10 protein-coding genes are annotated in these 15,719 nt (G+C 35.5%); 9 read left to right on the top strand and 1 reads right to left on the bottom strand.

Translation table 11 applies throughout. From position 1 onward, the window contains the following. Positions 1-7: 7 nt before the first annotated feature. Positions 8-1,396 carry a phosphoglucosamine mutase gene (gene glmM, locus DCO46_RS03840; protein ID WP_116751261.1) on the bottom strand — a complete coding sequence of 463 codons (1,389 nt, stop codon included), beginning with the start codon at positions 1,394-1,396 and terminating at the stop codon, positions 8-10. Positions 1,397-1,585: 189 nt separating this feature from the next. Between glmM and DCO46_RS03835 the strand changes: the two genes are divergently transcribed. From DCO46_RS03835 to DCO46_RS03795, 9 genes are all read left to right on the top strand, one after another. Beyond that, positions 1,586-2,170 carry an ACP phosphodiesterase gene (locus DCO46_RS03835; RefSeq protein ID WP_116751260.1) on the top strand — a complete coding sequence of 195 codons (585 nt, stop codon included), beginning with the start codon at positions 1,586-1,588 and terminating at the stop codon, positions 2,168-2,170. Beyond that, positions 2,167-3,852: a gamma-glutamyltransferase gene (gene ggt, locus DCO46_RS03830; RefSeq protein WP_116751259.1), complete on the top strand. Its 1,686-nt coding sequence runs from the start codon at positions 2,167-2,169 to the stop codon at positions 3,850-3,852. The genes DCO46_RS03835 and ggt overlap by 4 nt, the downstream gene beginning before the upstream one ends. A 113-nt stretch (positions 3,853-3,965) precedes the next feature. After that, positions 3,966-5,102, top strand: a complete 1,137-nt coding sequence (locus DCO46_RS03825) for a serine protease (protein WP_116751258.1) — start codon at positions 3,966-3,968, stop codon at positions 5,100-5,102. Positions 5,103-5,184: 82 nt separating this feature from the next. Next, the gene (locus tag DCO46_RS03820) at positions 5,185-6,969 is read left to right on the top strand and encodes a chloride channel protein (protein ID WP_116751257.1); all 1,785 of its coding nucleotides are present in this window, start codon (positions 5,185-5,187) and stop codon (positions 6,967-6,969) included. Between the two features lie 64 nt (positions 6,970-7,033). Then, positions 7,034-7,987 carry a Fic family protein gene (locus tag DCO46_RS03815; RefSeq protein ID WP_116751256.1) on the top strand — a complete coding sequence of 318 codons (954 nt, stop codon included), beginning with the start codon at positions 7,034-7,036 and terminating at the stop codon, positions 7,985-7,987. Between the two features lie 100 nt (positions 7,988-8,087). Continuing rightward, positions 8,088-10,919, top strand: a complete 2,832-nt coding sequence (gene uvrA / locus DCO46_RS03810; RefSeq protein ID WP_116751255.1) for an excinuclease ABC subunit UvrA — start codon at positions 8,088-8,090, stop codon at positions 10,917-10,919. Between the two features lie 503 nt (positions 10,920-11,422). Next, a complete protein-coding gene (locus tag DCO46_RS03805; protein WP_116751254.1) occupies positions 11,423-11,782 on the top strand; it encodes a cupin domain-containing protein in 360 nt (119 codons plus the stop codon). Positions 11,783-11,944: 162 nt separating this feature from the next. Continuing rightward, complete coding sequence (locus tag DCO46_RS03800) at positions 11,945-12,673, top strand: TIGR00730 family Rossman fold protein (RefSeq protein ID WP_116751253.1); 729 nt, start codon at positions 11,945-11,947, stop codon at positions 12,671-12,673. Between the two features lie 287 nt (positions 12,674-12,960). Then, positions 12,961-15,711, top strand: a complete 2,751-nt coding sequence (locus tag DCO46_RS03795) for an aminopeptidase (protein WP_116751252.1) — start codon at positions 12,961-12,963, stop codon at positions 15,709-15,711. The last annotated feature ends 8 nt before the right edge of the window (positions 15,712-15,719 follow it).

Raw genomic sequence — 15,719 nt, 5'->3', positions numbered from 1 at the left:
CAAAAATTTAAATCCCTGCTATAGCTTTTATTTCATCTATAATTCGAAGTGCAAGCTTATCCGCAGTTTCCTGTGAAGGCGCTTCTGTATAAATTCTGATAATTGGTTCTGTATTTGATTTTCTCAAATGAACCCATTCTGTTGCAAAATCAATTTTAACACCATCAATTGTAGAAATATCCTCATTTTTATATTTCTCCGTCATGGCCACCAAAATTGCATCAACATCAATTTGCGGAGTCAATTCGATTTTGTTTTTACTCATATAATATTCAGGATATGAAGCTCTCAAAGCCGAAACAGACATTTTTTTGTTTGCCAGATGGGTAAGGAATAAAGCTACTCCAACCAAACTGTCACGTCCGTAATGTGATTCAGGATATATAATTCCGCCATTTCCTTCACCTCCGATGATGGCATTATTTTTTTTCATTAATTCCACTACATTCACCTCGCCTACTGCACTGGCTTCGTACTTTCCTTTATGCCCCACTGTTACGTCACGCAAAGCACGTGAAGATGACATATTCGAAACCGTATTTCCAGGCGTTTTGCTCAACACATAATCGGCACAGGCTACCAGAGTATATTCTTCACCAAACATTTCTCCGTCTTCGCTGATAAAAGCCAGACGATCTACATCAGGATCCACAACAACTCCCAAATGTGCTTTTTCTTTTACAACCAATTCAGAAATATCAGTTAAATGTTCTTTTAAAGGCTCAGGGTTATGAGGAAAATGTCCGTTTGGCTCGCAGTATAATTTTACAACTTCAACGCCCATTAATTCCAATAATTTCGGGATAATAATTCCACCCGATGAATTTACGCCATCAACAACTACTTTAAATTTGGCCGCTTTTACAGCTTCGACATCTACCAAAGGTAAATTTAAAACCTCGTCGATATGAATATCCATGTAAGCATCATTAACCGTGATTTCTCCAAGGTTATCAACATCTGAAAAGTCGAAAGCTTCTGCTTCTGCAATTTCAAGGATTTTAGCTCCTTCAGCACCGCTCAGGAATTCTCCTTTTTCATTCAGTAATTTTAAGGCATTCCATTGTTTAGGATTATGAGAAGCCGTAAGAATGATTCCTCCGTCTGCTTTTTCAAGTGGTACGGCAATTTCTACAGTTGGTGTTGTAGAAAGTCCAAGATCAATTACATTTATTCCTAAACCAATCAGTGTATTTACAACAAGGTTATGAATCATCGGGCCGGAAATTCTGGCATCGCGACCAATTACAACCGTTAATTTTTCTTTAGAAGTATTATTTTTAAGAAAGGTTCCGTAAGCCGATGCAAATTTTACGGCATCAACAGGCGTCAGATTATCTCCAACTTTTCCGCCGATAGTTCCGCGTATTCCTGAGATAGATTTTATTAAAGTCATTTTTGTGAGTTATGGTTACCAATTACAAATATAGAAAAGTTAAAAAGGTTCTAAGGCTCTAAGTAGCTAAGATTTTAATAAAATTGAGTATCGAAGCCGTACATCACTAAAATGGTATGAAAAAGTTTTCATACTTTTACTAAATAACTCAGGTTCTTACCAACATAGAACCTTAGCATCTTAAAAAAAATGAACTTCCTAGCCCACATCTATCTTTCAGGGGATAACGACTTAATCAAAATCGGTAATTTTATGGCCGACGGAATTCGCGGAAAACAGTTTGAACATTTTCCGGAAGATGTCCAAAAAGGAATTCTTTTACACCGTTTTATAGATACTTATACTGATTCGCATGATATTTTCAGACAGAGTACCAAAAGGCTGCACGAAAAGTACCATCACTATGCCGGAGTAATTGTCGACATTCTCTATGATCATTTCTTAGCCAAAAACTGGGAGCAGTATTCGGATGAAAAACTGGAAAGTTTTATTAACCGATTTTACAAATCATTACATGAAAATTATGATATCCTGACTGAAAAAACGCAGGACTTAATGCCGTATATGATTCAGAGAAACTGGCTTTTGAGTTACCGTACCGTAGAAGGAATCCATCAGATTCTGACCCAAATGGACAGAAGATCGAGAAACGAATCAAAAATGCAGTTTGCCAGTACGGAATTAAAGGAATTCTATACTGAATTTGAACAGGAATTCACACTCTTTTTTGAAGATATAAAAGTGAATGCAAAACAAAAATTACTCTTACTATGAGAAAAATAACACTCCTGGTTACCTTTATCTATATCAGTTGCACGGCGCAGCAAAATCCGGTTAAGCCAACAGGTTTGGTGGTTACCAAAGCGATGGTCGTTTCTGCCCGTCAGGAAGCTTCTAAAATTGGTGCCGATATTATGAAAAACGGCGGAAATGCTTTTGATGCCATGGTGGGTACAGAACTGGCACTGGCGGTTTCTTTTCCGTTTGCCGGAAATATTGGCGGTGGCGGTTTTATGGTTTACAGAAAAGAAAATGGCGAAGTCGGATCTTTGGATTATCGTGAAAAAGCACCTTTGGCTGCAACAAAAGATATGTTTTTAGACAAGGACGGAAATGTTATTAAAGGTAAAAGTACCCAAACAGCATTAGCAATCGGAGTTCCGGGAACTATCGCGGGCGTTTTTGCCGTACATAAAAAGTTCGGTTCCATGCCAATGTCCGAAATTTTGAAACCTGTAATTGCACTTGCGGAAAGAGGTGTAATTGTCACTAAAAAACAGGAAAAAAGCTTAAAGGATTATCATGAAAGTATTGTAAAAATAAATGGTGAAACTTCTGATGCATCAAGAACTTTCAAAGAAAATGACACTATTAAATATCCTGCTTTAGCAAAGACTTTAAAAAGAATCCAGAAAAATGGGAGGGATGAATTTTATAAAGGTGAAACCGCTAAAATTCTGGTTGATTATTTAAAGCAAAAAGGTGGTATTATCACCATGAAGGATTTAGCAAAATATGAAGCCAAATGGAGAAAGCCTTTACAATTTACTTATAAAGATTTAAAAATCACATCGATGTCGCCACCAAGCAGCGGCGGAATTTGTTTAGCGCAGATTTTAAAAATGATTGAGCCGTATGATTTATCAAAGCTGGGGCATAATTCAGATGAATCCATTCAGATAATTGTTGAAGCAGAAAGAAGAGCTTACGCAGACAGAAGCTATTTTTTGGGTGATCCTGATTTTGTCAAAATTCCGCTAAAAGCGTTATTAGCCGATGCTTATCTGAAGGACAGAATGTCAACTTTTAATCCTGAAAAAGCCAGTTTATCATCTGAAATAAAAGAAGGAAAAGTAACTTATAACGAAAGTACAGAAACGACACACTACTCTATTGTGGATCAGTTTGGTAATGCTATTGCTGCAACAACCACGTTAAATGATGGTTATGGATCTAAATATTATTGTGATGAATTAGGTTTCTTCCTGAATAACGAAATGGATGATTTTAGTGCCAAACCAGGATCTCCAAACATGTTTGGTTTAGTTGGAAATGAAGCTAACAGCATTGCACCCCAAAAAAGAATGCTGAGTTCTATGACGCCAACCATCGTAGAGAAAAACGGAAAACTTTTTATGGTTGTTGGGACTCCCGGCGGTTCTACTATTATAACTTCGGTTTTGCAAACTATATTAAATGTTTATGAGTATAATTTAAGCATGCAGGATGCCGTAAATGCACCGCGTTTTCATCATCAGTGGCTTCCTGACTTAATCACGTTTGAACCGGATACATTTGACCCGAATACAATTGAAAAACTGAAATCAAAAAAATACCTGATTAACGAAAAACCAACACCAATTATCGGAAAAGTTGATGCTATTTTGGTACTTCCGAATAATGAACTTGAAGGTGGTGCCGACTTTCGAGGTGATGATAAAGCAGTTGGACTCTAACCCTTAAACTACTGATTTAAAAACAGTTAAAAATAACATACCGACATAATGTTTTTTGAAAAAATGGAATATTTTTTTTACTAAATTTGACCGCAAAACTAAACAAAACCATTATGTCGGAAGAATCCTTTTCAGAAGAAAAACAACCAAATAAAAAGTCAAGAAATATCAAAATTGGAGTTGTAATCGCTATTGTTGCAGTACCTGGCGTTATTTTCATTCCTAAAATCTGGGCTAAGTATAATAAAAAGGAAGTAATCTGCTTAAATGGCCAGACAGAAATCTATGATAAATATAAAGATGCTGTTGTTTTAGTAAAACATACTTATACTGTCGAAATATCAATAAAAGGATCTAAACCTTTTCAGCTTGAAGTTGATGACAGTAATTTAGAAGAAAAAACAATCTCCGGAACAGGATTTTTTGTTTCAGAAGATGGAAAAATAGTAACCAATCATCATGTTGCAGAACCGTGGCTTTATGGCGATGACAGCAACAATTCTTTTACTTATTTAAAAGAACATATTGCAGGTATCCTGCCGGATTCTATAAGCGAAGGAGATTATAAGACTTATCTTGAAAAAAACTGGAATGAATATTATTCTGAAGAAGGTGAAGGAGAAGAATCTGAAGATGTCGTTCACGAAACGAGCGCAGTAGTAGATTCTAGTGCTGCAGTTGTGGCTGCAAACGATAATCCTGAAGCTGTAGAAACTACTACTGCAGAACCAGCTCCTGCAAAAGAAATAAAATATGTAAGCGTTGATGACATTACCGTAAGCTCAAAATCGGTTGAGATAAGTGTGGCGCTTCATGGTTCTAAAGAAGACTGGCTAAAATGTAAAGTTTATAAAATCGCTGACGGAAATGAAGTTGATGTTGCCGTTTTGCAATTAGCCAGCGAAACATTGCCCGGATCTGTTCGCAATATCGTTGATTTGGATGCTGCCGTTACAGATGATGCTAAAATAAAACCGGGAACTAATGCTATTTTGATAGGCTATCCAATGGGAATGACACTTGCTAATACAAGAAGCGGTATTAAAGTTCAGGTATATGAAGGTCAGATAAATAAAGAATCTGATGGTGTAAGTGTTCAGTATAATGTAACATCTACACATGGGGCAAGCGGTTCCCCTGTCTTCAATGAATGTGGTCAGCTGATTGCTGTAAATTATGCAGGTTATGATGCCGCCCAGGGGTACAATTTTGGGATTGTTGCCAAACACGCCGCAGCATTAGTTGACTAATTTTAAAAAATAAGAAATTTTATTGTCTTAACTTTATGGATTAAAAGGCTAAATTTGCAATACCCATAATTTTTTAAAGAGAATGCTAAAAAAATATTTCAGAAGACTAGAAAGCATTATTGCTTTGGCTCAATCATTAATGACCCCAAAGCAATTTATTTTTTTATCAAGTGTTTTAATTGGTATTTCTTGTTCACTTGCTGTAATCGTCCTGAAAACATTTGCTCACAGTGTTTTCTCGTTTGCAACTTATATTAACGGAATTTTAAAACTGAGTTTTATCAACAGTATTTTGCCTATAATCGGAATTCTGCTGACGGTTTTGGTGGTGAAAAAAGTTTTAAACGGAAGTATCCAGAAAGGAACTTCGCAGATACTTTATGCTGTAGCAAAAAAAGCAAGTATAATTCCGAAAAAGCAAATGTATGCTCAGATCGTAACCAGTTCCTTAACAGTAGGTTTAGGAGGATCGGCTGGTTTAGAAAGCCCGATTGTGATAACAGGTGCCGCTTTTGGATCTAATTTTGCCCAAAATTATAAATTACCGTATAAAGACAGAACGCTCCTTATTGGTTGTGGAGTTGCAGCCGGAATTGCGGCAGCATTTAATGCCCCAATTGCAGGGGTTCTTTTTGCGATTGAAGTTTTGCTGGTAGATGTCAGTATTTCGGCATTCACCCCTATTATGATTTCTGCAGCAACGGGTGCTTTGGTTTCTGCTATTGTTCTGGATGAAACCATTCTTTTAAGTTTTAAAACGCAACAAACTTTTGATTATCATAATATTCCTTTTTATGTACTTTTAGGAGTACTGACAGGTCTTACTGCTATTTATTATTCCAGAAATTTCCAAAGGGTAGAACATTATTTTTCTAAACTCGAAATAGGGCCTTATAAAAAAGCATTTATTGGTTCTTCACTGTTAGCTGTTTTAATTTTTATCTTTCCCACTTTGTTTGGTGAGGGGTATGAAAGCATTAAAACCTTATCTGAAACAGATCCGGGAAAATTGCTGGACAATACTTTGTTTGCAGATTTCAGGAATAACAACTGGGTATTGCTTTTATTTGTCGGGGCTACGATGATGGTAAAAGTATTTGCATCGGGGCTTACAATTGGAAGCGGCGGAAATGGAGGAAACTTTGCTCCTTCCCTGTTTTTAGGATCTTATCTTGGGTATTTTTTCTCTAAATTTATCAGCCTGACGGGTTTGTCAAAACTCCCAATAGGAAATTTCACAATGGTAGGAATGGCAGGAATCCTTAGCGGCTTATTTCATGCTCCGCTTACCGCTATTTTCTTAATTGCGGAAATTACCGGCGGTTACGGATTAATGATTCCGCTTATGATTGTTTCCTCCATAAGTTTTGCCATTTCTAAAAAATTCGAGAAATATTCGCTTGACGTAAAAGGATTAGCCAAGAAAGGGCATGCTTTTACGAGCAATAAAGATTCTAATATACTTTCTACATTAGATATTGATACGATTATTCAGTGCGATTACTTAACCGTTCATCCGGATGAAAATTTAAGCAAACTTGTCGATTTGATTTCGCATTCTAACCAGGTCGTTTTTGCCGTGGTCAATAATGATAAAGATTTGGTCGGAATAGTTCATTTTAATGATATCCGTGAAATCATTTTTAATGCCTATCGTGTAAAATATACCAAAATCAGCGATGTAATGAAAACACCTGCTGCAACAATTTTTTCTACTGATAGTATGGAAATCGTGATGAGTAAATTCGAAAGATCAAAAACAGCCTTTCTGCCCGTTTTGCGAAATGAAAAATATTACGGGATCATTTCCAAATCAATAGCACTTGAAGCATACCGAACAAAACTCCGTTCAATGACAATCGAATAGCTCTTAATATCGGATAAGTTAAAAATTTTATTTATCCGATATTAAGAAGTACCTTTGTGGAGTAATGTGGAATATAGACCTAAAATACCGGGAAGAATTTGATGCAACCTTTGAAAGACTGTATCAAAAAAGAGAGCAGCTGCAAAATAGCAGACCACTGCCTAATATCGCTTTGAATAAAATCCGCGAAAGTTTATCACTCGAATGGACTTACAATTCTAACAGCATTGAAGGAAATACCATGAGCTTACGTGAAACCCAAATGGTCATTCAGGAAGGAATAACCATTAAAGGAAAATCACTTCGGGAACATTTTGAAACACATAATCATGACAAAGCCATCGATTATTTGTACAACATCGTTAGTGAGGATTATAAGCTAAGGAGTATTGACATTCTTTCTATTCATGGCTTGGTTTTACGGTCTATTGAAGATGATTTTGCAGGACGAATCCGCAATGGCGGTGTACGTATTTCGGGAGCAAATTTCATGCCTCCCAATGCCAATAAAGTTTCAGACTACCTGGATGAATTAATTGATTTTATAAATACAAATCCATTAAATCTAAATGATATTGAACTTGCTACAATTTATCATCATAAATTAGTCTGGATACATCCATTTTTTGATGGTAATGGCCGTACAGTACGCTTAAGCATGAATTTATTATTAATGCGCTGTGGTTTTCCTCCAGCAATTATTTTAAAAAATGATCGAAAAAAATATTATGAAGCACTCAATCAGGCTAATAATGGCAACTATCAAAAGTTAATTCTTTTGATGTGTCAGGCACTCGAGCGAACACTAAATATTTATTTGAATGCCATGCCCGGAAGCACTTATGATTATCAGCCCATCATAAATATTGTAAGCGAACCGGAATCTCCTTATGGTCAGGAATATATTAGTTTATTGGCCAGAACAGGAAAAATTGATGCTTACAAAGAAGGCCGAAACTGGTACACTACCAAAGAAGCCATCGAAGAATATATGGCAACCCGAAAACGAAAACGCTAATTTATATTAGCGTTTTTTGTTACTAATTGTAACATAAAGTTTTGTACACTAGTATTAAAAGAACAAATCAAAGTGGTAACTTTGCGTTTTGCTCAAATTTATGTTAGAAAAAGACAACACTATTGAAGTTCTTGGCGCAAGAGTTCATAATCTGAAAAATATAGACATATCAATTCCGAGGGAAAAACTGGTTGTAATTACCGGTTTATCAGGCTCGGGAAAATCATCATTGGCTTTTGACACCATTTATGCCGAAGGACAGCGTCGTTATGTAGAAACCTTTTCTGCGTATGCGAGACAGTTTCTTGGTGGTTTAGAACGTCCGGATGTTGATAAAATCGACGGACTTTCGCCTGTAATTGCGATTGAACAAAAAACAACCAGCAAAAGTCCGCGTTCTACAGTTGGAACAATTACAGAAATTTACGATTTCCTAAGACTTCTTTATGCCCGTGGTGCAGATGCTTACAGCTACAATACCGGCGAAAAAATGGTATCCTATTCTGATGACCAGATAAAAGATTTAATTATTCAGGATTTCAACGGGAAACGCATTAACATTCTTGCACCGGTTATTAAAGCCAGAAAAGGACATTATGCCGAATTATTCCAGCAAATAACGAAACAGGGATTCCTTAAAGTCCGTGTAAATGGTGAAGTTCAGGATTTGGTTTCAGGAATGAAATTAGACCGTTATAAAACCCATGATATCGAAATTGTAGTTGACAGAATGCTGATTGAAGATACGGCAGACAATCAAAAACGATTGGCCGAAAGTATTAATACTGCAATGCATCATGGCGAAGATGTGCTGATGATTCTGGATCAGGATTCGAATGAAGTTCGTTATTTCAGCAGGAATTTAATGTGTCCCTCAACCGGAATTTCCTATCAAAATCCGGAGCCTAATTTGTTTTCATTTAACTCCCCAAAAGGAGCCTGCCCGCATTGCAACGGATTAGGAACTGTTCATGAAATCAATATAAAAAAGATTATCCCAAATCCGAAATTATCGATTAAAGCAGGTGGTTTTGCTCCCCTTGGCGAATATAAATCGTCCTGGATTTTTAAACAGTTAGAAGTAATTGGTGAAAAATTCGGGTTTAAAATCACTGACCCTATTGAGAAAATTCCGGAAGAAGCAATGAATATGATTCTTCATGGAGGAAAAGATAAATTTACTGTAAACTCAAAAGACTTAGGTGTTACCCGCGATTACAAAATTGATTTTGAAGGAATATCTCATTTCATTAAAAATCAATATGATGAAAGCGCATCTACCACTATAAAACGTTGGGCAAAAGATTTCATGGATGAAGTCAATTGTCCTGTTTGCGAAGGCTCCCGTTTGAAAAAAGAGGCACAGTTTTTTAGGGTAAATGGAAAAAATATCACAGAATTATGTGATATGGACATTTCTGATCTTACGATCTGGTTTCAGGATTTAAACAGCCATTTATCAGATAAACAACTTCTGATTGCTTCTGAAGTAGTAAAAGAAATCAAAGACCGTCTGAACTTTTTGATGAATGTTGGTCTGAATTATCTGGCTTTAAGCCGAAGTTCAAAATCACTTTCGGGAGGAGAAGCACAGCGTATTCGTCTGGCAACACAAATTGGTTCGCAACTGGTTGGTGTTCTCTACATTTTGGATGAACCAAGTATTGGTTTACATCAAAGAGACAATGAAAAACTGATTAAATCTTTAGAACAATTACGTGATATCGGAAACTCAGTTATTGTGGTGGAGCACGATAAAGATATGATTGAAACGGCAGATTACGTGATTGATATTGGGCCAAAAGCCGGAAAATACGGAGGAGAAATTATCAGCATTGGAACTCCGGCAGAAACTCTAAAATCGAATACGATTACCGCTCAATATCTGAATGGTACGATGAAATTAGAGATTCCGAAAGAACGCAGAAAAGGCAATGGCAAATTCTTAAAATTAACAGGAGCAACCGGAAATAACCTTAAAAATGTTTCAATAGAAATTCCGTTGGGTCAGTTAATTTGTGTAACGGGAGTTTCAGGAAGCGGAAAATCAACCTTGATTAATGAAACCCTCTACCCGATTCTGAATGCGTACTATTTTAACGGAGTAAAAAAACCACAGCCTTACAAAAAGATTGAAGGTTTAGAACATATTGATAAAGTAATTGATATCGATCAAAGTCCGATTGGAAGAACACCACGTTCGAATCCGGCGACTTATACGGAAGTTTTTACCGAAATCAGAAACTTATTCACGATGACTTCAGAGAGTATGATTCGTGGTTACAAGGCAGGCCGTTTTAGTTTTAACGTAAAAGGCGGGCGCTGCGAAACCTGTGAAGGTTCAGGGGTGAGAACAATCGAAATGAACTTTTTACCTGATGTATATGTGGAGTGTGAAACCTGCCAGGGAAAACGTTTTAACAGAGAAACTTTAGAAATTCGTTACAAAGGAAAATCTATCTCTGACGTACTGAATATGACGGTTGATGAAGCAGTTCCGTTTTTTGAAAATATCCCGAAGATTTACAGAAAAGTAAAAACAATTCAGGATGTTGGTTTAGGATATATCACGCTGGGTCAGCAAAGTACAACACTTTCGGGTGGTGAAGCGCAACGTATCAAACTGGCCGGGGAATTGTCTAAAAAAGACACCGGAAATACGTTCTATATTTTAGACGAACCTACAACCGGATTGCATTTTGAAGACATTCGTGTTTTAATGGATGTGATCAATAAACTGGTTGATAAAGGAAATACGATTCTGGTTATCGAACATAATATGGATGTGATCAAACTTGCCGATTATATAATCGATATTGGTCCTGAAGGAGGAAAAGGCGGTGGACAACTTATAGCCAAAGGAACTCCGGAAGAAGTAGCAAAAAACAAAAAAAGTTACACGGCTAAGTTTTTGAAAAAGGAATTAGAATAACAAAATCTATAGGGATGGATATTAATCCATCCCTACAATATTGGCCGACCCTACAGGTCTTTTTTTTTCATGTTAACTCTGAATAACGGATTAAAATCCGTCTCTACAATACTGACCAACCCTACGGGTCTTTTTTTAATATTAACAATGGTATGACTGATTATTAATCCGTCATACCATTGTTAAATAGAGCCTACGGTTCATCTGTAAATTCCGGCAATCTAAGTTCCGGAGGAACGAAATATTTTGTAGCAACGGATTTTAATCCGTTAACAATGTAAATACGCACAGCAAATCAGTTCTGGAGGAACGTTATATTTTTTTAAAATAAGGAGAGTTACAATTAATTGATAATGAAACTTCAACAAAAATATAATATTAAAAAATATTACATTTAAATTAATAAATGCGCATTTTTGTGTCAATTCTTAAAAAAAGCACTAATTTAGTACGCCCTTTTTGTCAAAGCTTTTTTTGATTTGATAAAGGTTAAGATAAAATCTATGAATCTAAAAGAAAAATTAAGCAGCGTAGACCAGTATTTTTCGCCTAAAATAATTGATGAAGTAAACGATCAGTATATTAAAGTGGCAAAAATAAAAGGTCAGGAAGTTCCGTGGCACAATCACGAAAATGAAGACGAATTATTTTATATCGTCGATGGTGAGCTTTTGATGGAAATTGAAAACGAACCCTCTTTCTACATGAAAAAAGGTGATTTATTTGTTGTCAAAAAAGGTATAAACCACAGGGTTTCATCAGATGAGGAGTGTTTAATCATGCTGATTGAATCTAAAACTACTGAACATACCGGAAAAGTAAAAAGCAACATTACTAAATCAATTGAACAGCAAACATATTAAAAACGGATTCTTCTTTTTATAACCGAGAAGTTCAATTGAAAACGAGTGCCCTAGCCCTGATGGGAGGGAAAATCCTTTTGTGTTCGCCACTGCGAACGCAAAAGATTTGGAAGGAACAGCAGGAAATAGCTCCTTAAAAATATAAATTATAAAATACCTAAAATGAGATTAGAAGATTTTGATAATGATGAGGATAAAGTAATCCAGGATCGTTTAAAACAAAAAACGTGGAATGAAATTAGAACAAATGACAGCTGGGCGATTTTTAAAATTATGGCCGAATTTGTAAATGGATATGAGAGTATGGGTCGTATTGGTCCTTGTGTATCGATTTTTGGATCGGCAAGAACAAAACCAGATGATAAATATTATTTACTGGCAGAAAAAATTGCTTTTAAAATTAGTAAGGCCGGTTATGGCGTGATTACAGGAGGTGGTCCCGGGATAATGGAAGCTGGAAATAAAGGAGCGCATTTAGGTGGCGGAACATCAGTTGGTTTGAATATTGAACTGCCTTTTGAACAACACTTTAACCCTTATATCGACCATGATAAAAACCTGAATTTCGATTATTTCTTTGTGAGAAAAGTAATGTTCGTTAAATATTCTCAGGGATTTGTGGTTATGCCTGGAGGTTTTGGAACTCTGGACGAAATGTTTGAAGCCATCACTTTAATCCAGACAAAGAAAATCGGAAAATTCCCGATTATCCTGGTTGGTGTTGAATTCTGGTCCGGACTGATCGACTGGGTAAAAACGGTTTTGGTTGAAAAAATGCAGACAGTAAGTCCTGAAGACCTGAACTTATTCAAAATTGTAGATACAGAAGACGAAGTGGTTGATGTTTTGGATAAATTCTATAAAAAATACGATTTGAGTCCGAATTTCTAATAATTTTTTGATCTCATAAATAACCTAAGAGTAAGCAAAAGTCGATTTTTATATGACTTATATTACGCGTATGTTTAAAATACATTAATTCTTACAAAAAATTGAAAGCTGTTTTTTTAAACAGCTTTTTTTATACTATTTTTACAGAAATCCAAAACAACTGTACGCTCGTAAATTAAAAATACAGCCTAAAATTTAAGCCAACTTTGAAATCATTTTATAAAATAGTTTTGTTTTTCTTCGTTTTATTTAGTTCAGTAAAACAATATGCGCAGCATCACTCTAAGATGGAAGTGGCGGTAAATCTTGAACTTAAAACTTTAAATGTAAAACAAAATATTACATTTTATAATACTTCAAATGATTCTATTGATTGTATTGTTCTTAATGACTGGAATAATGCTTTTTCGAATAAAAACACGCCTTTGGCCAGACGTTTTTCAGATGAATTTTATCGTGGTTTTCATTTGGCAAATGCTGAAGAGAGAGGAAATACGACAATATTAAATTTAGTGGATTCTAATGACATGGCGTTTGAATGGATAAGAACAGACAAAAACCCGGATCTTATTCTCGTAAAACTGAAACAAAAACTGGCACCTGATCAGAAAATCGATTTGCACATTACTTATATTGTAAAAGTTCCGAGTGATAAATTTACGCGTTATGGTTATGATCAAAATGGGGGAATGAACCTGAAAAACTGGTTTTTAAGTCCCGAACGTCATGATAATAATGGTTTTACATTATATAATAATTTCAATCTGGATGATATTGCCAATGCGCCAACAGATTATGAAATTTCGATAAAAATCCCGAAAAATTACTCGATTACAACTGACTTAAATTCGGTGTCAAAAGATCTTACCAATCCCTTATCAGAAGTTTATTCTTTTTCCGGAAGTAACAGGACCGATTTTAATTTGTTTATTGAAAAAGAAAACAGTTTTAAGAGCTATGAAAATGGTTCGGTTGAAATTCTTTCGAATTTGAAGAATAAAAAACTCAGCGAAATCCAGAAAGCGATTATTATCAATCGTGTGGTTACTTTTGCCAGCGCTTTTATTGGCAAATATCCCCATGAGAAGATTACCATTTCACAGACAGATTATGACCGAAACCCATTTTATGGTTTAAATCAGCTGCCGTCTTTTATAAGTCCATTTTCTGATGAATTTGTGTTTGAAATTACTTTCCTAAAAACGTATCTGAACAATTATTTAAAGAATAGTTTGCGCCTGGATCCTAGAAAAGACAACTGGATTTATGACGGAATCCAGATTTATACCATGATGAAGTACATGGAAGAAAACCATTCGGACCAAAAAATGCTTGGAAGCCTTTCGAACATGAAACTCTTTAAAAGTTATAATATTACCAATCTGACTTTTAATGAGCAATACAGCTATTATTATATGTTGATGGCCAGAAAGAATCTGGATCAGCCGCTTGGTGACCCAAAAAACAGTTTGATAAAATTCAACGAGCAAATTGCCAGTAAATATCGTGCAGGTTTAAGCCTGAGTTATTTAGATGATTATTTAAACCATGATATTGTACCAAAAAGCGTTCAGGAATTTTACGAACTGAATAAACACCAGCAAACCGAAAGAGCTGATTTTGAAAAGATACTGACAAAAAACAGTCCGAAAGATATCAACTGGTTCTTTAAAACCATTATTGATTCAAGGGATATTATAGATTATAAGTTTTCGAATGTTTCCAGGACAAAAGACAGCGTTCAGTTTTCAATCACCAATAAAACGGGTGTGTTTACTCCTATTCCTGTTTATGGGCTTAAAAATAACGAAGTAGTCTTCAAAACCTGGATTGAACCAAAAAGTAACGATTCTGTTTATGTATTTGACCGTAAAAATGCGGATAAAATAGTTTTAAACTATGATAATGAAGTCCCGGAATTCAATTTAAGAAACAACTGGAAATCATTAAAAAGCCTGGTAATTACAAATCGTCCGATAAAATTCAATTTTGCAAAAGATCTGGAAGATCCTTTCTACAACCAAATTTTATATATCCCGACTCTTACTTATAATTATTATGACGGTTTTACACCGGGAATGCGTTTTCATAATAAAACCATTTTAGATAAACCTTTTACTTTTGATATCAATCCCGCCTATTCTTTAAAAGCAGGTACTTTGTCCGGTTCTTCTTCTTTTGCATTAAATCATAATTACCGAAACAGTACACTTTATAATGTACGTTATTCCATTAGTCAGAATTATTATCATTATGCCCCGGACGCTACTTATCTGAGACTGAATCCGATGGTTCAGTTCAGGATCCGTGAAGAAAATTTAAGAGATAACCGAAAACAGTTAATCCTGCTGCGCCAGGTGATTGTAAATCGTGAAGAAAGTGAGTTTATAACTGATAATTCCAAACCTAATTATTCTGTTTTTAACGCCCGATACATGAACACGAAAACAGAATTGGTGAATCATTTTAATTTTATGACCGATGTTCAGTTTTCGGGTGATTTTGGAAAACTGGCGGGAGAAGTAGAATACAGAAGATTATTTGAGAATAATAACAAATTGAATTTGAGGCTATACGCCGCAAGTTTTTTGTACAACAGAACAAATTCTGATTATTTTAGTTTTGGTTTAGACAGGCCAACGGATTATTTGTTTGATTATAATTTTTTGGGAAGATCGGAAAGTACCGGAATTTTTAGCCAGCAATATGTAATTGCCGAGGGTGGATTTAAATCTAAAATCGAACCAAGATATGCCAATCAATGGATGACAACTCTGAATGCCAGTTATTCTTTATGGAACTGGATTGAGGCGTACGGAGATGTTGGTTTTCTAAAAAACAAACATCAAAAAGCTGATTTTGCATATGATAGCGGTATTCGATTAAACCTTGTTCCGGATTACTTCGAACTTTATTTTCCGGTTTACTCAAACAACGGGTGGGAAATTTCTCAACCAAAATACAACGAAAAAATACGATTTGTGGTGACATTTGCTCCTAAAACATTAGTCACACTTTTTACCCGAAAATGGTTTTAATTGAATAA

Origin of the sequence: Flavobacterium sp. HTF (assembly GCF_003105115.1) — a bacterium.
Taxonomy (GTDB): Bacteria; Bacteroidota; Bacteroidia; order Flavobacteriales; family Flavobacteriaceae; genus Flavobacterium.
Note: the sequence above shows the minus strand (reverse complement) of the source record. Positions and strands in the feature narration are given on the sequence as shown.